This window comes from Streptomyces sp. NPDC051677 (assembly GCF_044453465.1).
Taxonomy (GTDB): Bacteria; Actinomycetota; Actinomycetes; order Streptomycetales; family Streptomycetaceae; genus Streptomyces.
In genome coordinates, this window is the sequence record NZ_JBITCT010000089.1 from 1 (window position 1) to 21,122 (window position 21,122).

Below are 21,122 nucleotides of genomic sequence, written 5' to 3' on the forward strand. Positions count from 1 at the left end.
AGGAACTCCCACTCCTGATCAGACAGTTCATGGCGACGTATCACACGACCATGATCCACTACTCAAGATCAATTGAAGACACGGCCTAGCCCGCTTCCTGGTCTTCGGGGTGGCCTCGGGCTGTCCGATGGCTTCCAGACCCCGGGCCAAGGCGGCCAGGTCGACGCCTACCAGGTGGTCGATCAGGTGCCGGCGGATGCTGGTGACGTGAGTGCGCCGGGCCCGTTCCAGGCCGGCGAGTCCCGCAACGGTGAGGACGGCGTTGCTGCCCCGGCCGTCGTCCCTGGCCTGCGTACCGTACGCCGTACCAGTCCGTCGGTCTCAAGGCGTCCTACCGCTCGGCTGACGACGCTCGGTGACTTGTGGCAGCGGGCGGCCGGGTCGATGAGCCGCAGGGTGCCTGAAGGCTGGGACGGGCTCGTCGCTCGTTTGACATGGGCAACCCTACAGAGTGCTTGCGCACGCATGAGCTGTCCTCGCGATGGCGCCGCGTTGTCCGGACCGGGTCCACGACGACGACCCGCTGAGGTCCAACGCCTGAGCCACACCGACTGCATCGTGCTGCTGCCGCGAGACGTCCCATCTCATGTCGACCGGTTCGCCCGCGGTGTTCGGTAGTGCGTTCCTCCCTGACGTGGGCGTCGGTGGATTGCCCGGCAGGACCCGTATCCGCGACCGGTCGGCGCCGAGGCGAGGGTAGCGTCGGGAAGCCCGCACCGGTCTCGGCGGACGGAACGCTTTCCGCACACAAAGCCACGTGAGCTGGTCGGCGGCACCGTGGCTTCCTCCCCCCTTACGTCCTGCACTGGTTGATCTCCATCACGGACAACAGCCCTGGCCCGTAATCGGGCTCCTGCGCTTGACCGCGGCCGTCGCGTTTGCCGAGAGTGCTGTCAGTCGACCTGCACGACCTGCAGGTCGTGCAGGTGTCCTTGCGTGCCCGTGTATACGGAGTTCGCGCCGAACCCGGAGTCGACGTCACCGACCGCATGCTGTCGGTTGGGCGGTCACGCCGTTTTGTTCAGCAGGCCGGCCACTGCCTCGGGCCTCTCCAGTGCGATGAAATGGCCTGCTCCCGGGACCTGTGTGAAGTCGGCGGCGGGCAGCAGTTTCTTGTTGGCTTCCCGGTCTGAGGGCCGGGACCAGTCCTTCTCCCCGTAGAGGAGGTGGACGGGGGCCTTGACCTCGGGGTAGCGCGAGCGGGCTGCGATGAGGCTGGGCAGGCTCTGGTACACGGCCCGGGCGACGGTCGGGTAGCCGGGTCGGCCGCCCACCTGGAGGAGTTCGTCCACGTAGTCCGCCCGAAGAGCGGTCCTGTCGCCCAGGCCGCCCTGCAGGACCCTGCGCAGGACGGGCTTGGGCTCCACCCCCGCGATCACCGGGCCCACCCCCGGAGCGAGCACACCGCCGACCACCAGGCGGGCGAGGAGACTGGACCGGGCGATTCCGTCGCGGAAGTCGTACGTGTTCACCGCGACGACGCGGCGTACCCGCTCCGGCAGGTCGGCCGCGGTGGTCAGGGCGAGCACCGCACCCATGGACTCCCCGACCAGCGTCACGTCATGGAGGTCGAGTTCGGTGAGGAGCCGTTCGACGCCCGCGCGCATGGCCGGCTCGTCGTACGACGCACCGGGCACGATCTCGGAGTAGCCCATCCCCGGGAGATCGAGGGCGTACACGGTGTACCGGTCCGAGATCAACGGGATGAGGGAGCGGAAGTGCTCGGCCTGCGTGCGCACGGTGTGCAGCAGGACCACGGGAGCACCGGCGCCTGCTCTGAGGTAGCGCAGTGCCCCCTCGCGGTGGTGGCGTCCTGTGCGCGGGGCGATCGTGTGGCTGGTGGTCCCGGGGATGTGAATCGTGGGACGGGTCTCGTGGTGGGGCATCTCGCCGACTCCTTGTATGTGCACTGCGGAAAGGGTGACTCAGGTGTGGTCCGGTAGGGCGTACGAGGTGCCGACGGTGCGCGATCAGCCCCTTCGCTCTGGTCTGCGCCTACTGCGCCAGTTGGGCGTACAGGTCTGCCAGGTCCCCGGCCAGGGCGGCCTTGACCTGGCGCGAGATGTCGTCGGCGAGCACCTCGTACGTTCCCGTCTCGATGCCGTCGAGGGCGGATGCGGCGACGTCACGGGGGTCGGACTTGGGTGCGTCGACGCCCGCGGCGAGGTCCGTGTCGACGTATCCCACGTGCAGTCCGGTGACAGCGATGCCGCGCGGCTGCAGTTCCAGGCGCAGGGAGTTGGTCTGCGACCACAGGGCGGCTTTGGAGGCGCTGTAGGAGCCGCCGAGGGCCAGCCAGGACAGCACGGAGTGCACGTTGAGGATGTGGCCGCCGCCGTTGCGCTCGATGACCGGCACGAAGGCGCGAGTGACCAGCAGCGGTCCGTAGAAGTTGGTCTCGAACTCCCTGCGTACGTCGTCGAGCGGCGAGTCGAGGAAGCTCGCGCCCACCGACGCGCCGGCGTTGTTGATCAGTACGGTGACATCGTCTGCCTGGGCGGCGGCCGCCGCCACGGAAGCGGGGTCGGTGACCTCGAGCGCGACCGGGACGGCGTCGGGATGCGTCACCGTTCGCGGGTCGCGGGCCGTGGCGTACACCTTGGCGGCGCCGCGAGCGTAGAGCTCCTCCACCAGGGCCTTGCCTATCCCGCGACTGCCCCCGGTGACGAAAACCTTGGCGCCTTTGAGTGCGGTCATGCTTGCCTCCATTGAGAAACTGATCGGTTTTCCGCGATCGTAAACCGATCGGTTTCCATGCGCAAGGCCAAGCGGCGAAGCGCCCTGCATGGCAGCCGCCCCGAGGTCGGGCGCCGGCGTGCGGCCGGCCCAGGCGTCGGCATTGTTCGGGGCGCTCATGGCCGGAGGCTGCCACCCGTTCGCTTGCGCCATGGAAACCGATCTGTTTCCCTAGGTGGAAACAGATCGGTTTCCAGCCGGTGTGCAGCCTATGAGCAGCTAAGGGGAAAAGTGAGTACCACCTTCGACCGCGGGGCGCCCGCCTCCGGGAAGACAGACTCGGGCCGCCGCGGCTCACATGCCGTGCGCTGGTGGGTGCTGGTCGTGTTGGGCACCGCGCAGCTCATGGTCACGCTCGATGCGACGGTCGTGAACATCGCGCTGCCCGCGGCGCAACACGACCTCGGTTTCAGCGACGGCAGCCGGCAGTGGGTCATCACGGGATACGCCCTGGCATTCGGCAGCCTGCTGCTGCTCGGGGGCCGGCTCGGTGACCTGTTCGGCCGACGTACCACCTTCGTGACCGGCCTGATCGGTTTCGCGGCCGCGTCCGTCCTCGGCGGCGCGGCGACCAGCTTCGAAATCCTCGTCACGGCACGCGTGGCCCAGGGCCTCTTCGCCGCGCTGCTTGCGCCTGCGGCACTCTCGCTGCTCAGTGTGACCTTCACCGACCCGACCGAGAGGCCGAAGGCGTTCGGCATCTTCAGTGCGCTGGCCGGTGCGGGCGGCGCGGTCGGGCTGCTGCTCGGCGGCATGCTCACCGAATGGGCGTCGTGGCGCTGGGTGATGTACGTGAACGTCGTCTTCGCGGCCGTCGCGCTGATCGGTGCGGTGCTGCTGCTGGCCACGCCTGCGGTCACCGAGCGGCCCAAACTCGACATCCCGGGCACCGTCGTGGCGAGCGCCGCGCTGTTCGCCGTCGTCTACGGGTTCGCGCACGTCGAATCCACCAGTTGGACCGACCCGGTGGCCCTCGGCTCCATGATCGTCGGCGTGATGCTGCTCGCGGTGTTCGTGTGGCTGGAGGCCAGGGTCGCGCATCCGCTGCTGCCGCTGCGACTCGTGCTGGACCGGACCCGCGGCGGTTCGTTCCTGGCGGTGTTCGTCATCGGCATGGGGATGTTCTCGATCTTCCTGTTCCTGACCTACTACCTCGAGGCCAGCATCGGCTACTCGCCGATCAAGACCGGCCTGGCGTTCCTGCCGATGGTCGCGGGCATCGTCGCCGCATCGACCACGGCGCCCTCGCTGCTGCTGCCCAGGGTCGGTCCGAAGATCGTGATCAGCACGAGCTTCCTGGTCGCCGCAGCCGGTATGGCCCTGCTGACCCGGCTCGAGCTGGACAGCACCTACGCCGCCCACATCATGCCCGGCATGATCCTGCTGGGTCTCGGCCTCGGCGGGGTGATGACCACCGCGTTCCAGGGTGCGACCGCAGGCGTGCACCACGAGGACACGGGCGTCGCCTCGGCGCTGATCAACACCGGCCAGCAGATAGGCGGCTCGATCAGCACGGCGCTGCTGACCACCGTCGCCTCATCGGCCGCGACCGACTACCTGTCGTCGCACAAGCCGGGCGCGCTGACCGCGGCGCAGGCCGGGGTCGAGGGCTACACGGCCACCCTGGCGTGGGGCTCCGGGTTCTTCGTGGTCGGCGCGGTGCTCGCAGCGCTCCTGATACCGAATGCGCCTCTGGCGCCGTCGGAGGGCGAGCCCGTGATCGCCCACTGAGCCCGAATCCACCAGGGGTACGCGGTCGATCGCGCCGAGTGGAAGCGAGAACTGTACTGCTACCTGCGATGATCGGTGTCCGCAAGGCATAGGTCGGCTCAGGCGGACAGGGCGTCTCCGAGGTGAAGCCCGCTTCTACCGCACGATCCGCCTTCGGAGGAGCTGATCAGCGCAGGGTGGCGGGCGCCTTCCGTCGCCGCGGCGTTAAATCCACGATGCGGACCGCATCTCCGAGCTGATGTGGTTGCACTCGGTGTGCGCCATCGCGGTCGCCGGGACCGGTGCGCTCGCCCGCCCTCCTTGCCGTGTTCGGCACGCCCGGCTTCCTGGCGGTCGCGTTTTTCCTGCCGCGATGGCGTGAGGACGGCCAGTGCTCCTCGAGGTCGGGCCTGGTCCGGGGCCGGCGATGACGGCGTGCCTCATGGCAGCACTCTTCAGGTTCGGAGTGACGGGCTGGTGCGACCGCCAGGGCCTGCACCGCGCCCCCTCTCAGACGGGGCCGAGGAGAGCGCCGCCACGGCGCATGACGGAACCCTGCTCGCATGCCCGCTCAGCTGTGGACGGCTCCGAAGAGCACCCCGACCACATCGTAAACCGATCGGTTTTCATTTCGTCGGAATCGCGTTACCCTCGCAATATGACCACCGAGGCGAAGCCAAGTTCCCGAGAGCGGCTGCTGGAGGCAGCGGCCACGCTCACCTACCGAGACGGCGTCGGCATCGGCGTCGACGCGCTGTGCAAGGCGGCGGGGGTGTCGAAGCGTTCCATGTACCAGCTGTTCGAAACCAAGGACGAACTGCTGGCGGCGAGCCTGGAGGAACGCGCCGCTGCCTTCGTGGCGACGCTCCTGCCTGCGGCGGACGACGACCGTTCACCCCGCGAGCGGATCCTGCACGTCTTCGAGCAGGTGGAACTGCAGGCGGGCGCGCCCGAATTCCGGGGCTGTCGGTACCTGGCTGTGCAGATCGAGCTGAAGGACCAGAGCCACCCGGCGAGCAAGGTGGCACACCGGATCAAGGGAAACCTGACCGCCTTCTTCCGCGCCGAGGCCGAACAGGGTGGCGCGAGCGATCCCGACCTGCTGGCCCGGCAGCTGATCCTCGTCTTCGACGGCGCCAGCGCTCGCGCGGGGATCGGTGCCGACAACTTGACAGGGCTCATCACGCCCACCGTGGCCACCCTGCTCGATGCGGCAGAAATGCACTGACCCTGACGCCTGTCGCAGCCGCGCCGTCGGGGCCGAAGGGAAGTCCCGCCCCGGCGCAGGGGTGGTTGTCCGCGGGGCCCGGTTGGTGGTGGGGGAGCGCGGCGGCGGCGAGCGCGAGCCGGTGAGCGGAGGGGGGCGGGTGCATGGCCGGCGAGGGTCCAAGGACAGCATCGACGCCAAGGTGTCCCAGCCGGTCGACCTTTTTTACGCCAAGTACGCCCTGTACTACCTGAAGGCCGCGATCGACGGGAAGACGTTCCGGCCCCAGCCAGCTCGAGATGTGGCCACCGCTCGCCTTCACCGACACCCGCGGGCCCAGGTCGGCCTGCCCGGCCAGGAGCCACCGGCCCGGACCCGGACACGGTCCGGCTGCGAGCGGCCGCGCCGGACTCTTCCAGGTCCCTGCTGGCCTGCAGACCCGCAGGCCAGCAGGCACGAGGGCGGGTGCGAGGTGCTTCGGCGTGGGGCAGCCCCGCTTCCTCGCGGTACGACAGCCATGGCCCCGTGCCCTTGCTCACTCGCCGGGTATCGGAAGGTCCTGTTCGGCCCAGATGCACTTGCCGTCGTCAAGGTAACGCGCGCCCCAGCGCCGGGAGAGGGCGGCGATCAGGTGGAGACCGCGGCCGCCTTCGTCGGTCGATGCGGCCCGGCGGATGCGTGGGGTGGTCAGACTGCCGTCGTACACCTCGCAGATCAGTGATCGGCTGCGCAGCAGGCGCAGGGCGATGGGACCTTTGGCATGCCTGATGACATTGCCGACCATTTCGCTGACGATCAGTTCGGTGGTCATCACCAGATCATCCAGTTCCCATACGGCCAGTTGCTGGCGGACGTACTCCCGAGCCTGGCCGGCCGCCCGGGGATCGTTGGCAAGGCTGCGGGCGGCGATGTCATGGGCGGCGGTGCATCGGGCGTGGGCGATGAGCAGGGCCGCGTCGTCCTTCGTGTGTTCCTGAAGAGGGAGGAGGGCGGAGACGATTCTGTCGCAAAGGTCTTCCAGGCGCTCGTGTCCGCCGTCCTCGTGGCTAGGGGAGAAGTACCTCATCCCTGTCGTGGCCTCGCTCAGGGTCCGCCTGAGCTCGGTAAGTCCTTGATCGATGTCCCGGGCGGCGGACTCCACCAGACCGTCGGTCCAGAGCACCACCAGGCTCTCCTCAGGGAGACTCAGCAGGTGAGTGCTGAAAGGCGGATTCGCGGCGCCCAGAGGCGGATCGCCGTCCACATCGGGGGAGTGCAGCGTGCCGTCGGGATGGGCGATGAGTGGCGGGGGATGGCCGGCCAGTGAGTACGTCAGGGTTCGGGCGACGGGGTCGAACACCGAGTACAGGCAGGTTGCGTAGGAGTCCTCACCGAGGTCGCTGACGATGTCGTTGAGGTGGTCGAGAAGTTCGTCCGGGGCGATTTCGAGGTCGGCGAGGGTGCGTACCGCCGTGCGGAGTCGGCCCATGGTGGCGGCTTCGGTGATTCCGTGGCCCATGACGTCGCCGATCACCATGGCGACACGATCCGCGGACAGCGGGATCACGTCGTACCAGTCGCCGCCCACTTCCGCGCCGTGGCCGGCCGGCAGGTAACGGGCAGCTGCCTGGACGGACGCGAGTCGGGGCAGCGAACGGGGCAGCAGGCCGCGCTGGAGTTCCTGTGCGCGGGTATGTTCCACGTCATACAGCCGGGCCCGCTCGAGAGCCTGGGCGACGAGACCGCTCAACGCTGTCAACAGGGTGCGTTCGTCATCAGGGAAGGAGCGTGACCGGGAGAAGGCGACAAAGCAGCAACCTATGTCCCGCCCTGATGCGATGAGGGGGAGAAGTGCCCAGGCGTTGTTCGTCGAGGCGGCAGCCAGGCTGCTCAGCTGGGGAAAGGACTCGATGAATTCCGCGGTCGACTCCAGGAACCGAGGCGTGCGCGTGCTGAGCGTCTGGGCGGCGACAAGGTCGATCGCCCTCTTCTCGGTGGCTGCCAGCCGCAAAGCTTCCGGATATCCCGCCGCGCCCGCGATGTGCAGGTGGTCGCCGCCGAGGACCTCCACCAACAGCCTGTCGGCCCCGAGCGGTGGCAGAACCCGCTCGGCGACGACCCGCACCACGTCCTCGGAGGTGACGGCTTCGGACAGGGCCGCGGTCAGTTCTTCCATCCGGACGGACCGTGCGGCGGCTCGCGCGGCACCGGAGACCTCACCGCCCTCGCGCAGCGCCCCGCCCGCCGCTCCACCCGCGCCCTGAAGGTCCTCGTTCGTCACATCGACGAGGTGGATGGCCATGCCCCGGCTGAACCGTGCGGGGACGCACCGCAGGCGGAAACGCCGTCGGCCGCTGGGCCAAGGCAGTGCGATGCTGAGGGGCCTGCCCTCCTGGGCCGCGCGTCGGCATACGCTTTCCAGGCCGGGTACGGCGCCGACGGGACCGTCCCACAGAACGCCGCCGATCAGTCGGTGGTCCATGCCGAGGACCCGTTCCGCCTCCTCGTTGACGAAGGAGGTGCGCCAGTCCGCGGAGACGGTCAGGAGTCCCTCGCGCATGCTCTGCAGGGTCTGCATTTGTTGGCTGCGCGGCTCCGGGATCCGGCCGGCCCACCACAACGCGCCCACCACCAGGTCAGACGCACCTTGTTTGCCTGGCACAAGGCGTCCGCGGGCCCGCGCCCGGGAGAGCGTGCCGTCGTCCTGCCGCAGGAGATACTCGGTGTCGTAGTGGGCCCCGAGAGCGATCGCCGTACGGATGTCGGTGATGATCCTCAGCCAGTCGGCGGGGTCAGCCCGTGCACGCGGACCGTGGCCTGCCGGGTCCGCGATCAGTTCGCCGAAGGCGATGGAGCCGCTGCCGACGTCGAATTCCCAGTCGCGGAAGGGAACCGTCCGCAGCAGGCGGCCGAGGGAAGAGTCGATCAAGGGCGGCGCACCGGCCGGCTGTCCCTCGGGTGCCGTGCCGTGCCCGTTCTCCAGTTGCAGGGCGGCCCAGTCCGCCACCTCTTGAAGACTGGCACGGTGCGGCGAGTCCGGTTCACCGGGCGTCGTAGTGAGGACGGAGAGTGCCCCGATGGGGCCGTCGGCACTGAGCAACGGCACGGCAGCCAGCCCGAAGACTGTGCTCCCCGTCCCGCTGCCGGCTGCCCAGGCGAAGGACCCTGTCCGCACCGCCCGGGCGAACGCCCCGTCCTTGGGCAGAGTTGTCCGTGATCCGACGCCCTGTCCGCAAGCAGCCACCACCCGCAGTCGGCCGGGTTCAGGGCCGCGCCAGTGGACGAGACCTCCGGCGCCATCGAGAAAGGCGGCGGCTCGACGCATGGCCAGCCGCAGCACCTGGGCTCCGTCGAGTTCCTCGTCCTGGGCCACGGGCAGACCCAGCCGCACCGGTTGTGTGCCTTCGGTGTGGTTCCCGGGCCCGGTAGCTGTACCCGACACCTTGCCTCCTGCTGTGTCGGTTGCGACCACGGAGCGGTGCCGATCCGAAAGCTGCGAGGAACCCGTCCGCGTGTGCCGCTGGCCTTCACCGTAACTCCTGAGGGAACGCTGCGCTGACCGTGACCGGTCAGCCGGTCCTGACACGGGACACGAAAGCCTCCGCGCGGTGAAACGATCAGTGCATCCTGCCCTTGCATACCGGCTGCTCACGTAGCCCCGCTCCGCGTTGCTGACGTGCGGCAGCGCGGCGCCTGGGTCAGGGCGGCGTCGCGGGTGGAGAGAGGCGAAGAGGTGGAAGGCCGCATCATGGGCGTTCAGCGCCTCGACGTTTTCACGGGCGTCGCGCATGGCATCGAGGCGCTTTCTCACTGGTCCGGCTGTTCGCGAAAAGTTCGACCGCACCGGTTCCGGCGGCAGCCGCGCCGGTCCGGATCAGCTCACGGAACCGATCCATGGCCTTTCCGTCAGGGTCGTGCAGGTACACGACGTCCGGTCGGCCAAGGCCGGTGCCCTCCAGCGTGTCCGCGCCGGAGCGAAAGAACCCGTCGCGGCTGAGGTCCCACCGTCGGCGGCCACCGCGTACGGCAAAGCCCACGCCCTCGAAATCCTGCGGTCGGTTGTGGGCTGAGCCTGTGGGCGCTCAGCTTCCCGGACCTCGTCGCCCGCGGCCCGCGCGACCAGCGCGATGAGGATGTCGGCCGGGCCGTCGCCGACCGCGACGATCTTCTCGCCGTTCCATACCTCTGCTGGAATCGTCACATTGGCGTGGGGCGTGGGACAAGGTGCCGGACCACTGCCTCGGCGACTGCCTTGGCACTGCTGGGGTTCTGCCCGGTGATGAGGCGGTCGTCCTCGATGACGTGGGGGGCGAAGGATGTCTCCGCGGTGCTGTAGTGGGCTCCGAGCTCCTTGAGCCGGTCCTCCAGGCTGTAGGGGACGGCGTGCGCCCGTTGGGCCAGTTCTTCCTCTCGCCAGGAGAAGCCGGTGACGTTCTTGCCCTTCACCAGGGGTTCACCGTTGCTCAGTGTGACGCCGAGCAGGCCGCATGCTCCGTGGCAGACGGTCGAGACGATCCGGCCGGTCTCGTGGAACTGCGCGATGAGTGTCGCCAGCGTCTGGCTTTGATGGAAGTCGAACATCACGCCGTGACCGCCGGTGAGGTAGATGGCGTCGTAGTCGTCGACGCGGGTCTGGGTTACAGCGAGGGTGTCCTTGAGCTTGTCCATGAACCGTCGGTCGGTGTACCGCTTGTCGGTGCCCAGGTCGCCGAGGACGTTGTGGGCGAGGCTCTCCGGGTCGAGTGGCACGGGTCCGCCCTCGATGCTGGCGATGGTGAGTTCGAATCCGGCCTGCTCTGCGACGTCGTAGAAGTGGGTCAGTTCACCGAGCCAGAGACCGGTGCGGTACCCGGCCTTCTCGTACTCGCCGACGCTGGTGACGATGACGAGAATGCGGTTCGTACGGGCCATGGAGTTCCTCTGTGAAGTATGAGTTGGCAATGAAGGCAGGGTCTCTGGGCAGGGAACACTGTTCCGGCGCGACCGACAGGCCCTGCTCCGATCAGCGTGAGCGCGCGGATCAGAAGGGGCTGCAAACCGTTCCGTCGCGGTTGCAGTCCCACGGTGCGTCGGCTTGCGCGCTGCCCTTGTCCGCCGTCAGGGCGCCGATGATGATTCCACTGACCGTAGCGACCACAGCTAATCCTGCGGTGAGCCGCTTGAAGCAGTGCGATTCATCGTTTCGAGAAGAGCTCATGAGAACGTCCTTGTCTGGCAACGGTGTGCATCGAGCCCAGAGAGCGTGAGCGTGTTCGGGCCCAACCTCAATGTAGGAGTGGGTTCCAAGGTGCCCCCGGTACCCAGGAAGTGAATCGGGGAGCGGCGATTGCTACTGGAGTACTACAGCCCCTCATCCAAAAGATCCAAGGCCGTGCTCGCCGACAACGGCCCGGGCCCGGTCGAACGCGCGGTGGCTCGCCGCGAGATGCGCGACCTGGTACTCCTACGTCCCCGGCGTCTCCCACACCGAGTGCAGACCGGGCAGGGCGTCGGCGCCATACTCGCTCATGAGGAAGGGCTTGCCGACGTCTCGTAGCCGACGCGTCTTCCAAGGGCCGCGTGAGCCAGGACGGATGACGTTCGGAATCGGGTGCTGTTGCCGTTCCTGACGTTCCCTACGGCGCCGGGGAGCCATGCCGACTACGTTTCGGTTCGGGCCAGTGTCTCCATTGGGTTCGCGAGGATGGCGGAGAAGGCGAGTTCTGCGGCGCCGATGAGAACGGCATCGTCGCCGAGTTCGCCGACGCGGAGCCGCAGGTTCTGGCGGCAGGCTGCCAGAGCATGACTGTTGACGCGGCTGCGGATCTGCGCGGCCGAGGCGAGGAAGACCTCGCGGAGCGTCCCGCCGAAGATAACGGCGCGCGGGTTGAGGATGTTGACCAGGGTGGCGACGCCGATCCCGAGCCAGTCGCCTATGTCCTGCAGGGCGGCACGGGCGGTGACGTCGCCCCGGTCGGCCGCTTCGACGACGGCGCGTACGGCTTCGCGGCCGGTTGTCGACGGGTCGCGCTGCGCGGCCTGGAGCAGGGCGCGCTCGCCGGCCTCGGCTTCGAGGCAGCCGTGCGCGCCGCATCCGCAGCGTCTGCCGCCCCTCGGGTTGACGACCATGTGTCCGACCTCCGCACCGTATCCGCTGTCACCGAGCAGGAGTCGGCCGCCGGTGATGACGCCGCCGCCGATGCCGATGTCTCCGTGCAGGTACACGAGGTCCTGACAGCCGGCGCCGGAACCGCGCAGGTGTTCGGCGAGGGCGCCGAGGCTGGCCTCGTTCCCGACCGAGACGGGGAGGCCGAGGCCCAGCCGACGGGAGAGATCCGCACCGAAGTCCTCGTCATGCCAGTCGATGTAGGGGGCGGCACGGACCAGGCCGTCGGGTTGGCGCACCAGTCCGCGGACGGCGGCGCCGACACCGACGCAGACGGTTGCCTTCGGCGCCGTGTCCACCATCTGCCGGGCGAGACCGGCGAGGACCTCGGCCATCTCACGGGCACCGCGGCGGTCGGGATCCGTGCGGGTCTCCCTCCGGTCGAGGAAGACGCCGCCGAGGCCGATGCGTGCCGCGGTCAGCCGGTCCACACCGACGTCGAAGGCGAGGACGTACACCCGGTCGGACTCGGGCCGGACCACCAGGGAGGGCCGGCCCGCCTTTCCCGTGTCCCGGGGCAGTTCCTCACGGACCAGATCGACCGAGGCCAACTCGCTGACGAGGCCGAGGATGGTGCTGCGGTTGAGGCCCATACGGTCGGCCAGAACCGCCCGCGACACGGAGCCGCCGATGTGCACATGACGGAGCAGGGTGCCGAGGTTGTGCCGACGGATCTCCTCCTGTGAGGGACCGGCTTTCATGCTGGTGAAGACCTCATCGTTGTACGGCCCGGCGACGGGAGAGGGCGTCCACGCCGGCGGCCAGGAGCAGGACCGAACCCGTGACAGCGTACTTGACCCCCGAGCTGTAGCCCATCAGACCCATGCCGTTCTGGATGACCGCGACGACCATGCCGCCGAGCACGGCGTCCACCACTCTGCCCCGCCCGCCGAAGAGGCTGGTGCCGCCGATCACTGCTGCGCCGACCGCCAGCAGCAGCACGTTGCTGCCGCCGGTGTTGGGGTCGACCGAGTTGCCTCGGGACGCGGCGATGACGCCGCCGACCGCGGCCAGGGACGAGCAGATGACGAACGCGGAGATGCGGATGGCGGCCACGTTGATGCCGGCGCGGCGCGCCGCCTCGGCGTTGCCGCCCACCGCATAGATGTGCAGGCCGAAGGACGTGCGCTGGAGCAGGAACGTGCCGGCGACGAGCAGGACGGCGATGACCGGCACCACGATCGGCACACCCTTGAGGGAGTCGACGATGACGTTGCGGCTGCGCTCCTGGTTGAGCGTGTGGACGGCGAGTGCGCCGAGCACCGCCAGGCCGCCGATCCGGACCGCGAGCAGGGCGGGCGGAGCGGTGGTGAGCCCGCGTCGGCCTCGGTTGTGGTTCTGCCGGATCTGGATGGCCGCGTAAGCCGCGACGCAGAACGCGAGGAGGACCCAACCGATGGCGGGGGACAGGTTGTTGTTCGCGATCGCCAGGATGGTTTGGTCCTGGATGGAGATGTTGGTGCCCTCCTTGAGGAGGATCAGCACGACGCCCTGGAAGCCCAGGAACGCGGCCAGCGTGACCACGAAGGACGGAATGCCGATCTTCGCGCGCCTGCACCAGGTCGCTGTGGGCGGGCGCGTTGGCGGCATTGGGCGGTGTCAGCGGGGTGGGGTGCTGAGTGCCTGGCCCGGGGCTTGTGTGTGGGTGGGTTCGCTGTCATGAGGTGACTAACCCGCTGCGGCGTGTTCACCGGACCTGGAGTCGAGGGGAAGTGCCGGGTCGACGCTGACGCCAGTCAGTTCGGCGTGGTGGTGTCCCAGCAATTCGGTAGAGGCCTGGCTCGCCGGTCCGCAGGAAGGTGACGATGAGGAAGTCGACGCACGTGCGGCGGGTGGCTGACCAAGTGGATGAGCTTGAGGGCGACCAGCAGTTCCTCGGGGGTGAGCCAGTCCAGGTCGTCCATGACTATTTCCCTTGGGCGGCTGCTGGCCCGGCTGCGCGGCCATTTGGACGGTGTGTTCGAGCTGTTGGAGATGCTGCCGACGCCCGTGACAGGCCGGACCAGCACCCGACATCGTCCTGGAGTGATCTGCATGCCATTGCGCTGCTCACCTCGGCGTCACCGAGGCCTGGTTGTGCCTGGCTGCTGCGGTTGTCCGACAGCGAGCGCCATCTCGAGGAGGGTGCCGCTCTCGCACGTGCCATCGAGCAGCCTGAGGAGGCGGGTCTCCTGGCTGGGCTCACCGCCTCGGTGTGACCGGTCGTACCTGCAGCCTCGCCGGGGCGGGCTTCATCCGACTCGTCGTGACCGGAGGCAGTCCGCCCTTCGTGTGCTCGCGCGTCCCCGGCCGCAGGTCGGACCGGTGGTGACGACGGGCGGAGGGAGTATGACGCCGGACCGGGGGAGGAGTCCTGGCGGGACCGGGGGTACGTTCGGGCAGTGCGCCGGGGCCCCCTGGGCTCTGGCCTCGCCACGGCGGAAACTTTGCCGGAACAGCGCCCAGCAGCGGACGTGCGGCAGCAGACGCGTGGTGTCTCGCGGAGGGGCTCACGGATCGGTCGACGGACGCTGGACACGTCTTCCGGCCGCCAGCGTGCGGGGACCGGTCGCAATCCGGTGTGTCCGGCCGACCCTGCGGGCTCCTCGCGGCGGCTCAGCCCGATTCGTGCGGCGGCTCAGCTCGATTCGCGGACGACGAGGCGGCAGGGAACGGTGCGTACGCCTGGCTCCGGCTTGCCGCCGATGGCGTCCAGCAGCCGCAGCGCGGCCTGTCGGCCGATCTCGGGGAGGTCCGTGTCGATCGTGGTGAGGGGCGGGCGGCACGCCAGGGCCATGACATCCCAGTTGTCGTAGCCCACGATCGCCACCTTGCCGGGACTGTCCACGCCGTTCTCGCGCAGGCTGTCGGCCACGCCCCTGGCGATCTGGTCGTTGCCGCAGAAGAAGGCGTCCGTGTCCGGCGCGGTACGCAGGACCGTCTCGGCGGCCCGGCGCCCCCATGCCTCGCTCCACTCCCCGAAGTGCACCCGCCCGGTGGCGAGTTCCAGCGAGGAGCGTTCGAGCAACTCGACGGTGTGGTGGGCCCGTTCACGGGCGGCCGCGTGATGTGCCGGCCCGGTCACGTGCGCGATCCGGCTGCGGCCCGTCGCCAGCAGATGCTCGACGGCCAGCTGCGCTCCGCTGCGGTCGTCGGACACGACGGACATGTCGTCCGATTCGGTGGACGGCGAGAGTGCGTAGACCGTCGGTATCGGCTCGATGCCCGTCAGGGGAGGGCGTGGGTCGGTGCGGCGGCCGGTGACGATGATGCCGTCCACGCGGCGGTCCATGAGGTTGCGCAGGTGGTGCTGCTCGCGGATGGCGTCGCCGCGGGTGTCGCACAGCAGGACGGAGATCTTCCCGGCGCCGAGCGCGTCCTCGGCGCCGAGGAGCACAGGAGTGCTGAACCGGCCGATGCCGTCGGTCGTCATCAGCCCGACGGTCCAACTGCGGCCGGTGTGCAGGCTCTGCGCATGCTGGTTGGGACGGAAGTCCAAAGCCTCGACGGCCGCCAGCACCCGCTGGCGCGTATCGGGCCGCATCCTGCCGCTGCCGTTCAGCGCTTTCGAGGCCGTCCCCACACTGACGCCGGCCAGCTTGGCGACATCGGCGAGCTTCGCCCGGCCGGTGAGGGGAGAACTTGGAACAGCGGTCACGCGCAATCCTTTTCCCTGGACGAGTCGGCGATACCCATCCTGGCATCCTTCCAGGTCGCTGACCAGCACCGACAGCAAGCGGGAAAAAAGCTTGGCGGACCCCCTTGACTCACGCTCGCGAGCTATCTACCTTTCCCGCAGAAAAACGTTTTCTCAAACGGGTTCGACGAGCAGAGCACCACCGGTCCGTCCCCAGGACGCACGACATCCAACGTGCGCCGGACTTCACCCGTTTCCCCGTCTACCTCTTCGGAGAGCCATGCCCCGCCCACGCTTCGCCGTGCCCTCCTCCACGTCCTCGGTCCCGCCCGAAGCGGGGCGCGCCCACATGGGCCCGGTTCGCCTCGGTCCGGGTGCCAAGGCCGTGCTGGCCCCCGCCACCGCCGAGGTGAGCGCCGGCTTCTGGGGCACCCGGCGGGAGGTGAACTCGCACACCTCCATCCCGCAGGGCCCCGGCCTGCTGGAGTCGGCGGGGAACCTGCAGAACCTGCGACTGGTGGCGGGCACCGCCGAGGGCGAGTTCCAGGGCGCGTACCCGTTCGTGGACTCGGACGTCTACAAGTGGCTGGAGGCCGCGGCCTGGCAGCTCGCCCAGGGGACGCCCGAGGACGACGGCCCGCTCGCGGCCGACGTGGAGCGGATCGTCTCCCTCGTCGCAGACGCGCAGCAGCCCGACGGTTACCTCAACACCTGGTTCCAGCTGCTCAAGGGCGGTGAGCGGTACAAGGACCTGCGCTGGGGGCATGAGCTGTACTGCGCCGGGCACCTGATCCAGGCCGCCGTCGCCCATCACCGGGCCACCGGTCGGCCCGAACTCCTCGACGTGGCGGTGAAGTTCGCGGACCACATCGACAGCGTCTTCGGTCCCGCGGACAGCGGCAGGCCGATCGACGGCATCGACGGTCACCCGGAGGTCGAGACCGCCCTGGTGGAGCTCTACCGGGAGACCGGCGAGCGCCGCTACCTGGACCTCGCCGGCTACTTCGTCGACCGCTTCGGTCACGGCCTGCTCGGCGGCGAGGCGTACTGCCAGGACCGCGTTCCCCTGCGAGAGGCGACCAACGTCGAGGGGCACGCCGTACGGCAGTTGTACCTGCTGGCCGCCGCGACCGACCTGGCCACCGAGACCGGGGACACGGAACTGCGCGCCGCCGCCGAGCGGTTGTGGTCGGCGATGGCCGCGACCAAGACCCACCTGACCGGCGGGCTCGGCTCCCACCACGACGAGGAGGACTTCGGCGACCCCTACGAGCTGCCCAACGAGCGGGCGTACTGCGAGACCTGCGCCGCCATCGCCTCCGTGCAGTGGAGCTGGCGCATGGCCCTGCTCACCGGTGAGGCCCGCTACTCGGACCTGATCGAGCGCACCCTGTACAACGGCTTCCTGGCGGGGGTCTCGCTGGACGGCGAGCGCTGGCTGTACGTCAACCCGCTCCAGGTCCGCGACGGCCACACCGACACCGGCGGCGACCAGTCGGCCCGCCGCACCCGCTGGTTCCGCTGCGCCTGCTGCCCGCCCAACGTGATGCGGCTGCTGGCTTCCCTGGAGCACTACCTCGCCAGCGGTGACGCGGGCGGCCTGCAACTGCACCAATACGTCACGGGCCGTTACACCGCCGACGGCATCACCGTCCGCTGCGAGACCGACTACCCCTGGCAGGGCGTGATCGGACTGACGGTGGAGGAGGCCCCGGCGGACCGGCCCTGGACCCTCTCGCTGCGTATCCCGCAGTGGTGCGGCGAGTTCCGCGTCCGGTGCGGGGACACGGTGTACGACCAGACCGACACGCCGGTCGGCGACGGCTGGCTGCGGCTGGAGCGCACCTGGGCACCCGGCGACGAGGTCGTCCTCGAACTCGGCCTGGAACCGCGCCTCACGGCCGCCGATCCGCGCGTGGACGCCGTACGCGGCTGCGTGGCGATCGAACGCGGGCCGCTCGTGTACTGCCTGGAGCAGGTGGACCACCCCGGCGGTGGCCTGGACGACATCGTCCTCGACACCACCCGCTCACTCGCTGTGAAGCACCGTCCGGACCTGCTCGGCGGAGTCACCACTGTCGTGGCCGCAGGGCACCGTCGGCAGATCCCCGACGCCGACTGGTGGCCGTACCGGAACGCGGAGGCCACCGACGCGCCGCCGGCCGACGAGCCCCTCGAACTGACCGCGATCCCCTACTACGCGTGGGCCAACCGCCATGACGGCAGCATGCGCGTCTGGCTGCCCACCTCCTGAACCCCACGGCTGCCCCCCGCTCCGCCTCCCCCCGCTCCCTCTGAAACAGCCCGAGACAACGAGGTCACCGTGAGAAACACCCGCCGTACCCTGATCGCCGCCATCGCCGCTGTCGGCGCACTCACCTCCGTAGCCGCCTGCGGCGGCGGTTCCGACTCTTCCTCCTCCGGGTCCGACAAGGCGGCCGGCGGGACGTACACCTTCTGGGATCCGTACCCGCAGTTCGACGCCTCCTCGGCGTGGGGCAAGCTCGTCACCAAGTGCGGCACCGACGCCGGGGTCAAGGTCAAGCGCACCGGTATGGACACCACGGACCTGGGCAACAAGGCGCTGCTGGCAGCCCAGCAGGGCAGCGCGCCCGACGTGATGATGGTGGACAACCCGGTCGTGTCCACGATGGTGGAGGCGGGGATCCTCAACAAGACGAGCGACCTGGGGCTGGACACCAACTCGATCCAGAAGAACATCATCGGCGCGGGCGAGATCGACGGATCGGCGTACGGGGTGCCGATCGGCGCCAACACGCTGGCCCTCTACTACAACAAGAAGGTCCTGGACGCGGCCAAGGTCGACCCGGCCTCCATCAAGGACTGGAACTCCCTCACGGCGGCGCTGAAGAAGGTCAAGGCGGCCGGGAAGAAGGGCATCACCTTCTCAGCGATCGGCACGGAGGAGGGCAGCTTCCAGTTCCTGCCCTGGTTCTGGGGCGCGGGCGGCGATCTCACCAAGCTGAACTCGGACAAGGGTGTGGCCGCGCTGTCCCTGTGGAAGGAGTGGGTCGGATCCGGGTACGCGCCCAAGGACGTCCTGCAGAACACGCAGACCACCAGCTGGCAGGAGTTCGCGACCGGGGACTACGCGTTCGGCGAGAACGGCACCTGGCAGCTCGGCAACGCCGACAAGGCCGGCTTCGACTACGGCGTCATCAGCATCCCCGGCCAGAGCGGCGGCTCGGCACCTGTGCCGACCGGCGGCGAGTTCGTCACGGTCCCTGTGCAGAAGGACACCGCGCGCTACGACGTGAGCAAGAAGATCGTCACCTGCCTGACCAACTCCGCCAACCTGCTGGCCACGGACAACACCCTGACGTACGTCGCCCCCACCGCGGAGGTGCAGGCCGAGCAGGTCAAGTCGAACCCCAAGCTCGAGCCGTGGGTCAAGGCGGTGGCCGCGGCACGCGGTCGCACCAGCGGCGGTCTGGGCACCAAGTACCCGACCATCTCACAGCCCATGTGGACCGCCGTCCAGGCCGCCCTGTCCGGCAGCAAGAGCCCCAAGGACGCTCTCGGCGCGGCGCAGACGGCTGCCGGCAAGGGCAACTGACGCTCGACGCCCACGCAGCACGCCCCGGGGCCCTTTGTCCGAGAACCGCACGGCACCGCAACCGCCCGGACACCACCACGGCCCCGGGCAGGCCACCCGCATCCAGGAGTTCGCATGACCACCGCCCGCGTCGACCACCGCTCACCGCGGTCACCGGTCAAGTTCGCGGCGACCGGCACCGATGACCGGACGGACGCCTCGGCGTTCCGGCGCCGACAGCGCCGCAGGAGCCGGCTCACCGCGCTGGCCTTCCTCGCCCCGCTGGCCCTCTACCTCGCGGCCTTCTACGTCTATCCCCTCTACCGCAACCTCGACCTGAGCCTGCGCGACTACACGGTCCGCTCCTTCGTGGCGGGCGACGCGCCCTTCTCCGGGTTGGACAACTTCAGGACCGTCCTCGACGATCCCACGTTCGGCCCGGCGATACGCCACACCATGATCTTCACCTTTGTGTCGATCGTGTTCCAGTACCTGGCCGGTCTTGCCCTCGCGGTCTTCTTCAACCGGCACTTCCGGCTGGCCGGCACACTCCGGGCCCTCTTCCTGATCCCTTGGCTGCTCCCGCTGATCGTGTCGGCGTCCACCTGGTCGTGGATGCTCAACAGCGAGTCCGGCGTCATCAACTACGCCCTCCATCTGGTGGGTGTGTCCCCGGTCGACTGGCTCACCTCGCCGGACTGGGCGCTGACCTCGGTCATCATCGCCAACATCTGGATCGGCATCCCGTTCAACCTGGTCATCCTCTACAGCGGTCTGCAGAACATCCCCGCGGAGCTGTACGAGGCCGCGTCCCTGGACGGGGCGAGCGCCTGGCAGCAGTTCCGCCGGATCACCTTCCCGCTGCTGCGGCCGGTGTCGGCGATCACCCTGCTGCTCGGTCTCGTCTACACCCTCAAGGTGTTCGACCTGATCTGGATCATGACCAAGGGCGGTCCGGGGGACTCCTCCTCGACGCTGGCGACCTGGTCCTACCAGCTCGGCTTCGGCACCCTGCTGCCGAAGTTCGGCCCCGGCGCGGCGGTCGGCAACATCCTCATCCTCATCGCCCTCGTCTTCGGGCTGCTGTACATCCGCGTCCAGAGGAGGCAGGAAGCGTGAAGTCACGCACCGGATCCCGCCGTTACACCGTCATCGGCCTCCTCCTCACCGCCCTGATGCTGTTCCCGGTGTACTGGATGCTCAACGTGTCCCTCACCCCGCAGCAGGACATGCGCAAGAGCCCGCCCGACCTCCTCCCGCTGCACCCCACCTTCGAGGGCTACCGAGCCGTTCTCCACGACCAGCTGCCCTACCTCGGCACCAGCCTGCTCATCGGTCTGGGCACGGTCGCCCTCACCCTCGTCCTCGCCGCCCCGGCCGGCTTCGCACTGGCCAAGCTCAAGCCCTACGGCGGGGGACTCCTCGGCCTCGTCCTGCTGGTGGCCCAGATGATCCCCGGCATCGTGATGGCGATGGGCTTCTACGGCATCTTCCTCGACCTGGGTCTGCTGAACTCCTGGTGGGGACTGATCGTCGCGGACTCCACCATCGCCGTGCCCTTCGGCGTCATGATCTTCACGGCGTTCATGTCCGGGATCCCCGGCGAGCTCATCGCCGCGGCCCGCATCGACGGCGCCGGCACCTTCCGCACCTTCCGGTCCGTCGTCCTGCCGGTGAGCCGCAACGCCGTCGTCACCGTCTCGCTCTTCAGCTTCCTGTGGGCCTGGTCCGACTTCGTCTTCGCCAACACCCTCGACGGCGGTGGCGACTGGCGGCCGATCACCCTCGGCATCTACCACTACATCGGCAACAACAACCAGGAGTGGAACGCGATCATGGCCACCGCCGTCGTCGCGTCCCTGCCCGCGGCGGTCCTGCTAGTCCTCGCCCAGCGTTACGTGGCCGCGGGCGTCACCGCCGGCGCGGTCAAAGACTGATCCCACGATGCCCGCCGCCCGTGGCCCACCGACCCGGTGGGACCGCGCTCCGCCCCGGTCCCGCCCGCACACCACGCAGAGCTGTCACCCGTCACGAGGGCCCACGTCCCACGTAACCGGCCGGCCCCGAGCCGTCTCTCTCCCCCGTTATCTTTTCCGCGGTCCTGCAAGAGGGCCGCTGGCCTCCGGGCCCGGCATGACTGTGTCCCCCTGTCGAAGGCATGACCTGGGGGGTG

At 69.1% G+C, this 21,122-nt stretch carries 15 protein-coding genes; 6 read left to right on the plus strand and 9 right to left on the minus strand.

The annotated features are described in order from the left end of the window. Window positions 1-1,007: 1,007 nt before the first annotated feature. Both ACIBAF_RS46780 and ACIBAF_RS46785 read right to left on the minus strand, forming a co-directional pair. Window positions 1,008-1,886 carry an alpha/beta fold hydrolase gene (locus tag ACIBAF_RS46780; RefSeq protein ID WP_399472531.1) on the minus strand — a complete coding sequence of 293 codons (879 nt, stop codon included), beginning with the start codon at window positions 1,884-1,886 and terminating at the stop codon, window positions 1,008-1,010. A gap of 109 nt (window positions 1,887-1,995) precedes the next feature. Continuing rightward, window positions 1,996-2,697, minus strand: coding sequence for an SDR family oxidoreductase (locus tag ACIBAF_RS46785; RefSeq protein ID WP_399472533.1), 702 nt, complete (start codon window positions 2,695-2,697; stop codon window positions 1,996-1,998). Window positions 2,698-2,967: 270 nt separating this feature from the next. Here ACIBAF_RS46785 and ACIBAF_RS46790 point away from each other — a divergent pair, with 270 nt between their 5' ends. Further along, the gene (locus ACIBAF_RS46790; protein WP_399472559.1) at window positions 2,968-4,467 is read left to right on the plus strand and encodes an MFS transporter; all 1,500 of its coding nucleotides are present in this window, start codon (window positions 2,968-2,970) and stop codon (window positions 4,465-4,467) included. 637 nt (window positions 4,468-5,104) lie between these two features. Next, a complete protein-coding gene (locus ACIBAF_RS46795) occupies window positions 5,105-5,674 on the plus strand; it encodes a TetR/AcrR family transcriptional regulator (RefSeq protein ID WP_399472535.1) in 570 nt (189 codons plus the stop codon). Between the two features lie 514 nt (window positions 5,675-6,188). Here ACIBAF_RS46795 and ACIBAF_RS46800 read toward each other — a convergent pair. From ACIBAF_RS46800 to ACIBAF_RS46830, 7 genes are all read right to left on the minus strand, one after another. Beyond that, a complete protein-coding gene (locus ACIBAF_RS46800; RefSeq protein WP_399472537.1) occupies window positions 6,189-9,074 on the minus strand; it encodes a SpoIIE family protein phosphatase in 2,886 nt (961 codons plus the stop codon). Between the two features lie 755 nt (window positions 9,075-9,829). Continuing rightward, window positions 9,830-10,543 carry a type 1 glutamine amidotransferase domain-containing protein gene (locus ACIBAF_RS46805; protein ID WP_399472539.1) on the minus strand — a complete coding sequence of 238 codons (714 nt, stop codon included), beginning with the start codon at window positions 10,541-10,543 and terminating at the stop codon, window positions 9,830-9,832. 109 nt (window positions 10,544-10,652) lie between these two features. Next, window positions 10,653-10,829, minus strand: coding sequence for a hypothetical protein (locus ACIBAF_RS46810; RefSeq protein ID WP_399472541.1), 177 nt, complete (start codon window positions 10,827-10,829; stop codon window positions 10,653-10,655). Window positions 10,830-11,272: 443 nt separating this feature from the next. Next, on the minus strand, window positions 11,273-12,478 hold the full coding sequence (locus ACIBAF_RS46815) for an ROK family protein (RefSeq protein ID WP_399472543.1): 1,206 nt from the start codon (window positions 12,476-12,478) through the stop codon (window positions 11,273-11,275). Between the two features lie 13 nt (window positions 12,479-12,491). Then, entirely contained in the window at window positions 12,492-13,367 is an 876-nt protein-coding gene (locus ACIBAF_RS46820; RefSeq protein ID WP_399472545.1) for a sugar ABC transporter permease, read from the minus strand. A gap of 146 nt (window positions 13,368-13,513) precedes the next feature. Beyond that, window positions 13,514-13,681: a hypothetical protein gene (locus tag ACIBAF_RS46825; RefSeq protein ID WP_399472547.1), complete on the minus strand. Its 168-nt coding sequence runs from the start codon at window positions 13,679-13,681 to the stop codon at window positions 13,514-13,516. A 713-nt stretch (window positions 13,682-14,394) separates the two neighbouring features. Continuing rightward, window positions 14,395-15,414 (minus strand): LacI family DNA-binding transcriptional regulator, encoded by a 1,020-nt coding sequence (locus ACIBAF_RS46830; protein WP_399472549.1) that lies wholly within the window; start codon window positions 15,412-15,414, stop codon window positions 14,395-14,397. A gap of 259 nt (window positions 15,415-15,673) precedes the next feature. Here ACIBAF_RS46830 and ACIBAF_RS46835 point away from each other — a divergent pair, with 259 nt between their 5' ends. From ACIBAF_RS46835 to ACIBAF_RS46850, 4 genes are all read left to right on the plus strand, one after another. Next, window positions 15,674-17,647, plus strand: a complete 1,974-nt coding sequence (locus ACIBAF_RS46835; RefSeq protein WP_399472551.1) for a glycoside hydrolase family 127 protein — start codon at window positions 15,674-15,676, stop codon at window positions 17,645-17,647. A 69-nt stretch (window positions 17,648-17,716) separates the two neighbouring features. After that, window positions 17,717-18,970 (plus strand): extracellular solute-binding protein, encoded by a 1,254-nt coding sequence (locus ACIBAF_RS46840; RefSeq protein WP_399472553.1) that lies wholly within the window; start codon window positions 17,717-17,719, stop codon window positions 18,968-18,970. 114 nt (window positions 18,971-19,084) lie between these two features. Then, window positions 19,085-20,068, plus strand: a complete 984-nt coding sequence (locus ACIBAF_RS46845; protein ID WP_399472555.1) for a carbohydrate ABC transporter permease — start codon at window positions 19,085-19,087, stop codon at window positions 20,066-20,068. Then, window positions 20,065-20,886, plus strand: coding sequence for a carbohydrate ABC transporter permease (locus ACIBAF_RS46850; protein ID WP_399472557.1), 822 nt, complete (start codon window positions 20,065-20,067; stop codon window positions 20,884-20,886). Before ACIBAF_RS46845 ends, ACIBAF_RS46850 begins: the two co-directional genes overlap by 4 nt. The last annotated feature ends 236 nt before the right edge of the window (window positions 20,887-21,122 follow it).